We start from the raw sequence: 6,949 nt of genomic DNA on the forward strand, positions 1-6,949 counted from the left end.
TCAAAAAGTGCCGAAACGCGCGCCCGCATCCGCGCGTTTCGGCGATATTTTATGAACCGTTCGGAAAAATCAATTCGGGATTAAATATTTCACTAAATGAAAGGAAAAAATGCGCCGATACTATATTAAAACTTACGGCTGCCAGATGAATGTCGCAGATTCCGCGAAATTGGCCGATGTTTTGCGGGAGTATGGCTATCGTGAGGTTGGAAGCGAAGAAGAAGCCGACCTTATTTTGGTCAACACCTGCGTTGTCCGCCAGGGGGCAGAGGACCGGGCCGCCTGGCATGTCACCTCACTCAAGGGAGTAAAAAAATCCGGGGTGCTGATCGGGTTATGCGGCTGTATGGTGACCGAGCCGGGCCGGGATGTTAAAAAAGATTTCCCCCATGTCGATTTCTTCATCCCCCCGCATAATACGGAGAAACTTAGGAGGATTTTGGCCACTCATTCCCCAAAGCGGCCCTCTCCCGCCAAGGCGGGAGAGGGGGGACCGTCGCCGCAGGCGATGGTGAGCGAGGTGTTCATTACCATTATGACCGGGTGTAATAATTACTGCTCATACTGCGTCGTTCCCTATGTTCGCGGTCCCGAGACCAGCCGCGCAATGGACGAGGTCCTGGCCGAGGTCGAGCAGGCGATCAAAGCCGGCGCACAAAATATTACCCTCCTTGGCCAAAACGTCAACGCTTATAAATATGGCCTAGCTACTTTATTAAATAATATTAATCCACTAATCCACTCCCGTCTTCCGTCTCCCGTGTTCCGTTTCCTCACCTCCCATCCCCGCGACATGAGCGACGAGATTATCGAAGCGGTCGCCACCCTTCCTTATGTCGATAAAGAGGTCATCATGCCGTTGCAGTCGGGTGATGACCGGGTGCTTAAGGCGATGAACCGGGGGTATGACCTCGACTATTACCGCGGCCGGGTTTCTAGACTCCGCTCGCTGGTCCCCGGGATCAGGATTATTTCCGACCTTATTGTCGGCTTTCCCGGCGAAACCGAAGCGGAGTTTGAGCGGACCCTCCGGGCGGTCGAGGAATTCAAGTTTACAGTGGTCAATATGTTCGCCTACTCCGGTCGGCCGGAAACAGCCGCCTCCCGTCTTCCCGGACAACTGCCAGAAGAGGTGATCAAAGCGCGCCTGCAACGTTTAATCGCAACGGTCAGGGGAGTGATTAAAAAACTATCAAAGCCCAATTTAACCGCGTAATTCTTGCCCGCCGGAGGAGGGTATTGCGCGGTTAATTATGTTGAACTATTTTCTCCATTAAAGTACAATAAACAAACCCATGTTCAATAAATCATTCAACCTTTGTTTAACCGCGCTATTTCTTTTCCTGAGCTTGGCCGCCGCAGGGCAAGCCGCGCCGCTTAGTCCATCTTCCCCAACTCCGGAGGCGGCAAAAAAGATCGTCTTCAAGGACCTGAAGCCCAAAGACCGGGGTTACGATTACGTCATGAAAATGGTCAATGACTTTAAGATCATCGCCGGTTATCCGGACGGGACTTTTAAAGCCAAAAAAACCGTCACCAGGGGGGAGTTTGTCAAGATCGTGAGCGGGGCGATCGATTATCTTGAAAAGAAATATCAGGTCTCCCTGGCCGCAAACAGCCAGGTGGAATCGATCAGTTTTAAGGACCTCAAGAATACCCATTGGGCCTATCCTTACGCGGCTAAGACGATCACCAAGTACCAGCTTTTTTCCGGCTATCCGGACGGGACGTTTAAGCCGGGTAAAACAATCAACCGTTTTGAAATGGCGCTGGTCCTGGGGAAAACTATCCGGATGATCTATGGCCGCTGTGAACTCCCGCTCCCGCTCTCTTCAAGCGAAGCGTCGCTCAAAGATGTCAAAAAAAACCATTGGGCGATGAAAGATATCCAGCTTCTCCTGCAAAATAAAATTATGTACGTTAACCTGGCTAACAAACTCGCCTATTTCAAGGGGAACATCGGCGTCTCCCGGCTTGACCTGGCGATCTCCGGGGCCAAAACCATTACCCTGGCCGATTCCGCCATGGCCAACATCTCCCCCGAGGTTTTGGCCCGGCTCCGTAACGAGACGAGAGCCTCCGCTATCTCCCCTGACAAAGAGCTGGTCGCCAGGTCGGTTGCCATGCCGGCCAGGCCGCAAGCGTTCTTGTCCGGTGGGTGGGGTGGGGTCTATGAAAAGGGTTCGGGAACCAATAACTGGCGGGGCGGGTTTATTTCCGGCACCTGGGCCAGTACATATAATGTGGCCAATCTATCCGGTAATTATGAGCTGACCGGCAAGTATGGGTACAATCAGATCGTTTATATCGTTCCGGGGAGCGGGTCCACTGTTTCCGCGGTCATTAATAATGAGAACCGCTATGAGCTGGAGCTCAACACCACTTATCCAATCATCGACCTCTTTGGGGTCAAAGGGAAGCTGCTGTTGGGAGGCAAATACTTTAATCTGGCCAATCAGTCAGCCCCCTGCAGTTTTGCCGGCTTCAACGCCGGAGTAGTGACCAGCGCCCGCGTTTGGGAGAGGGAACTTTTGATCAGGGCTTTTTATTCTCTCCCGCTCGTCAGGGTGCAGGTTACTCCATCGGTCCTGGGACAGCCGGTTCAACTGTTCGATTATGAAGCGTCGATCAATGCCAATCTGTTTGGCTGGCCGATGCTTCTTGGCTTAACTGGAGAAACAATGATCCTTTCCGGAGGTGATAATCGGTACTATAACATGATCTTTGCCCGATACTTTATTATGTAGGCGTTCCAAGTAACCTGCGAATAAACTTCGCGGTTCCTTGGAATTAAATAAATAGGAGGAAAACGCGATGATAAAAAAGATATTCAGTTTGTTCTTATTGCTGTTAATGGGGGTCGTTATTTCAAGCTGCGGCCAGACCAACCCGACGATCACCACCACCGAGTCGACCCCGCAAAACCTGGTGATCAAAGGGACGGTTTATGAGAAAGAATGGATCTACGACAGCGGGTATTATTCCTCGGTCCGCAAAGGGCCGGTTGCCGGTGTGACCGTGGTCCTGTCCGGGTCATACGAGACCCAAACCTCCGTGACCGGGGCTAACGGCGAGTATGTTTTTGAAAAGGTCAAACCCGGTTACTATTATATAATCTCGACTAAAGACGGGTATCAGCCGGCAAGAGATGAGGTCGGGACCTTTACTTTCGGTTTTGCCGTTGGGGTGCTTGATAATTCATTCTATACCCAGGATATCGAGCTCTCCCCTTATCCGGTGATCAAATCATTGACCCCGTCCAAAGATTCGACGATTGAGACGTCGGCCTCGTTCACTCTGGTTTTCAACAAAGCGATGGATACTTCAACCGTTCGGCCAAAAATCACCGCTACCGGTCCCAGGTTTTTTGCGGCTGGCGATACCGTTAATATGAGCGCCGCCTGGTCAACCGACCAAACCACTTTGACCCTGACCCCAAACAGCCCGCTCTTGCCCAACCAAACGTACCGGCTTTATCTGGCGGGCGAACCTTCGCAATCCTTTGCCGATGTTAAGGATGCCGCCGGCCATTCTTTGGCGATCGCCTACTCGAGCAGCGGGTATGGCGTTCCGGTCGAAACACCGCAAGAATGCGTGGTTGAAGAATCATTATATTTTACCTACCGGACCGCTTCGGGCGCGACCCCAAGCGCGCCGACTAACCTTGCCCTAACCATCGGGACAGGGGCGGGCGGAAAAATGATCACCAGCAGTCCGACCAGCGGGGCTGACTATAATGAAATATATGCCGCGACCAATATTAACCTGACCTGGACCCCTTCGACCGGAAATATTACCGGTTACCGGGTCTATCTCTCCGACAACCCGACCAACAATTTCCGGCTCGCCCAGGTCGGGTCGGCTTATTATGTTACCGCCAACTACGCGACTTTAACTATGACCAACGTTTTAAATACATTATATGGGACGACATTGATCGATCCATTCGGTACCCCGACCTATCCAATGGTCAACCAGCCCCTTTATGTCAAAGTCGTCGCTTTCAACGGAGAGTCTGAGTCGGTCTCGGCCGAATGCAACGCCCGCGACCAGGTCGGCCCGCGCTTTGATCCTACATATAAGAAGTACGGCTATGCGGGCGCGGTCGTGAACAACGGGAGCTATCTGCCGGCGATCGACACGGCCAATAAAAAGGTCGTCTATCTTGGGGTTATGGAGCCGCTTGACGCGAGTACCGTGACGGCCGGCAACTTTAGCATTACCGCCGGCGGCGGGACCTCGATCGTTAGTGTTGCCATTATGGCCAACTCATCGGTCAAGCTGACCACCTTCGGCGGGACGGTCTATTGCGTCTTGAGGGTGGAAACAACCACCGATATGGACGCTACCACCAAGATCAAAATGGGGAGCGCGGTCCTTGACCTGTCGGGAAATGCCCCATATGTCGGGTCAACCCTGGACGATGTGATCTTGACCGGATTCTAATTCGCGTTATGTTATAATTGGCGCGGAGGAAAAAATAATGCAAAATTCGAACCTTTGTGTGTTTTCCGGATCTTCACACCCGTCGCTTGGGGGGGAGATCGTCCGGTATCTTGGGATCAAAAAAGGGGAGATCAAGCTTTCCCGTTTTGGCGGAGGCGAGATCTACGCCCGGATCCTTGATAACATCCGCGGCCATTCGGCGGTCATAATCCAGACCTGCACCGAAAAGGTCAACGAAGACCTGATGGAGCTCTTTATTGTCATCGACGCGATGAAGAGGGCTTCCGCCAAATCGATCACTGCGGTGATCCCGCATTTTGGGTACGCCCGGCAGGACCGCAAAGCGGCTTCCCGCGAGCCGATCTCCGCCAGGCTGATCGCCAATTTGCTCGAGACCGCCGGCGCCGACCGGATCGTTACCCTCGACCTTCATTCCGACCAGATCCAGGGCTTTTTCAATATCCCGGTCGACACGCTGACCGCTCTCCCGCTTTTTACCAGCTACCTGAAGGATAAGAACCTGAAAGAGCCGGTAGTTGTCGCCCCGGACACCGGCCGGGCCAAGGTCGCCAAGAAGCTGGCCGACCGGATCGGCGCGAGCCTGGCGATCCTGCATAAAGTGCGCACCGGCCACCATCAGTCCGAAGTCACCCACATTGTCGGCGAGGTTAAAGACAAGACGGTCATTATTACTGACGATATGATCGACACCGCCGGGACCGTGACCAGCGGGGTCGAGGTTTTGCGCAAAGAAGGCTGCAATAGGGATATTTATATTGCCGCGACCCATGGGATCTTTTCCGGCCCCGCGGTCGAGCGGATGAACAAGGCCGGCTTTGCCGAAGTTATTGTCAGCGATACTTTGCCGGTCAATAAAGAGATCAAGAATCTCAAGGTGCTGTCGACCGCCGAACTTCTTGCCGAAGCGATCAGGCGGAATTACGAGAACAAATCGATCAGTTCGCTTTTTGATTAATCATGAAACAAATTAACATCGGGATAATCGGCCTGGGAGTAGTCGGTTCCGCCGTCGCGGAAGCGATCAAGCTTAACTCCGCTTCTATTGCCGCCCGGTCCGGCCTCCAGCTCAAAATTAAAAAGGGTTGCGATCTCCGCAAGGTTAAAGCGGCCTGTCCGGTGACCAACGACGCTTACGAGCTGATCAACGATCCCGAGGTTAAGGTTATTGTCGAGACGATGGGAGGGGTCAACCCGGCGAAAAAGTTTGTCCTCGATTCGTTGGCTGCCGGCAAGCATGTTGTTACCTCCAATAAAGAACTGGTTGCTCTTCATATGCCCGAGCTGCTATCAGCGGCCAGGCGGCGCAATGTTTCGATCCTTTACGAAGCTTCAGTCGGCGGCGGGATCCCTATCCTGGCCGCTTTGCGCAAAGAACTGGCGGGGAACAACCTGACCGGAGTCTTTGGTATCGTCAACGGGACGACCAACTACATTTTGTCGACCATGGCTGAAGAGGGGAAAGAGTTCTCCGAAGCGCTTAAAGAGGCTCAGGAGAAAGGGTACGCGGAAGCCAATCCCAAAAAAGATGTTGAAGGCTATGATGCCGCTTATAAGGCGGTTATTTTAGCGGCCGAGGCTTTTGGAGCAAGGGTTAAAATGGACTCGGTCTACCGGGAAGGGATAGAAAAAATTGCCGGAGAAGATATTTTATACGCGCGGGAGATCGGCTTTGCCATCAAGCTGCTGGCGATCGCCCAAAACAGCGCCAGCGGGGTAGATGTCCGGGTCCATCCGGCGCTGGTTCCGTTATCTCATCCTTTGGCCGGGGTCAGAAAGAATTTTAACGCGATCTATGTCCAGGGTTTTCCGGTCGGGGAGCTGATGTTTTATGGCCCGGGAGCGGGAGGGGCGCCAACCGCTTCAGCGATCGTTTCCGATATTATTGAGTTGGGCCAGGCAAGCCCGGTTTTTCGCGGGGAGTTCAAGGAGCGGCCGGTCAAACCGATCGCTGATATCTCGTCCCGATACTACTTGCGCCTCCAGGTTTCCGATAAAGTCGGGGTTTTGGCCACAATTGCCAGGGTTTTTACCGAAAAAAACGTCAGCATCGCCGCCGTTATCCAAAAGGAGAACGTCGGTAACCTGGCCACTTTGGTCATCATGCTCGACGAGTCGGTCGAAAAAAACATCCAGGCGGCGATCTCTGCCATCAAGAAGCTTTCGGTCGTCAGCCGGGTCAACAATCTGATTAGGATTTTGTAAACCTCACCCACCGTCTCGCCTTCGGCGGACGGTCCCCCCTCTCCATCGAGGATGGAGAGGGTTACGGGAACGTTTTTATTGCGGCCTTCTCCCGCTTAAGCGGGAGAAGGGGGACCATCCCGATGTATATCGGGATGGTGGATGAGGGAGTAAATACCTTATTGACAACTTTTTCCGATTGCAGTACAATAATATAGTTAAGGTACCGTTTGGGATAACGAGCCAGTCCTTCTGCCGATGAATTAGAAGGATCACAAATCTCCCTATTTTTCCCCGATGA

6 protein-coding genes are annotated in these 6,949 nt (G+C 52.9%); 5 read left to right on the forward strand and 1 reads right to left on the reverse strand.

Annotation, left to right across the window (positions count from 1 at the left end):
• The first annotated feature begins 109 nt into the window (after positions 1-109).
• From KKF06_01720 to KKF06_01740, 5 genes are all read left to right on the forward strand, one after another.
• Positions 110-1,216 carry a MiaB/RimO family radical SAM methylthiotransferase gene (locus KKF06_01720; GenBank protein ID MBU1616485.1) on the forward strand — a complete coding sequence of 369 codons (1,107 nt, stop codon included), beginning with the start codon at positions 110-112 and terminating at the stop codon, positions 1,214-1,216.
• Positions 1,217-1,295: 79 nt separating this feature from the next.
• The gene (locus tag KKF06_01725; protein MBU1616486.1) at positions 1,296-2,747 is read left to right on the forward strand and encodes an S-layer homology domain-containing protein; all 1,452 of its coding nucleotides are present in this window, start codon (positions 1,296-1,298) and stop codon (positions 2,745-2,747) included.
• Positions 2,748-2,814: 67 nt separating this feature from the next.
• Complete coding sequence (locus KKF06_01730) at positions 2,815-4,446, forward strand: Ig-like domain-containing protein (GenBank protein MBU1616487.1); 1,632 nt, start codon at positions 2,815-2,817, stop codon at positions 4,444-4,446.
• A gap of 37 nt (positions 4,447-4,483) precedes the next feature.
• Positions 4,484-5,422: a ribose-phosphate pyrophosphokinase gene (locus tag KKF06_01735; GenBank protein ID MBU1616488.1), complete on the forward strand. Its 939-nt coding sequence runs from the start codon at positions 4,484-4,486 to the stop codon at positions 5,420-5,422.
• Between the two features lie 2 nt (positions 5,423-5,424).
• Positions 5,425-6,669 (forward strand): homoserine dehydrogenase, encoded by a 1,245-nt coding sequence (locus KKF06_01740; GenBank protein MBU1616489.1) that lies wholly within the window; start codon positions 5,425-5,427, stop codon positions 6,667-6,669.
• A 61-nt stretch (positions 6,670-6,730) separates the two neighbouring features.
• Here the strand turns inward: KKF06_01740 and KKF06_01745 are convergent.
• Positions 6,731-6,949, reverse strand: a 219-nt coding sequence (locus KKF06_01745; GenBank protein MBU1616490.1) for a hypothetical protein, incomplete at its 5' end; no start/stop codon positions are given.

The organism is Candidatus Margulisiibacteriota bacterium (assembly GCA_018822365.1).
In the GTDB taxonomy this organism is placed as follows: domain Bacteria; phylum Margulisbacteria; class WOR-1; order O2-12-FULL-45-9; family XYB2-FULL-48-7; genus XYB2-FULL-45-9.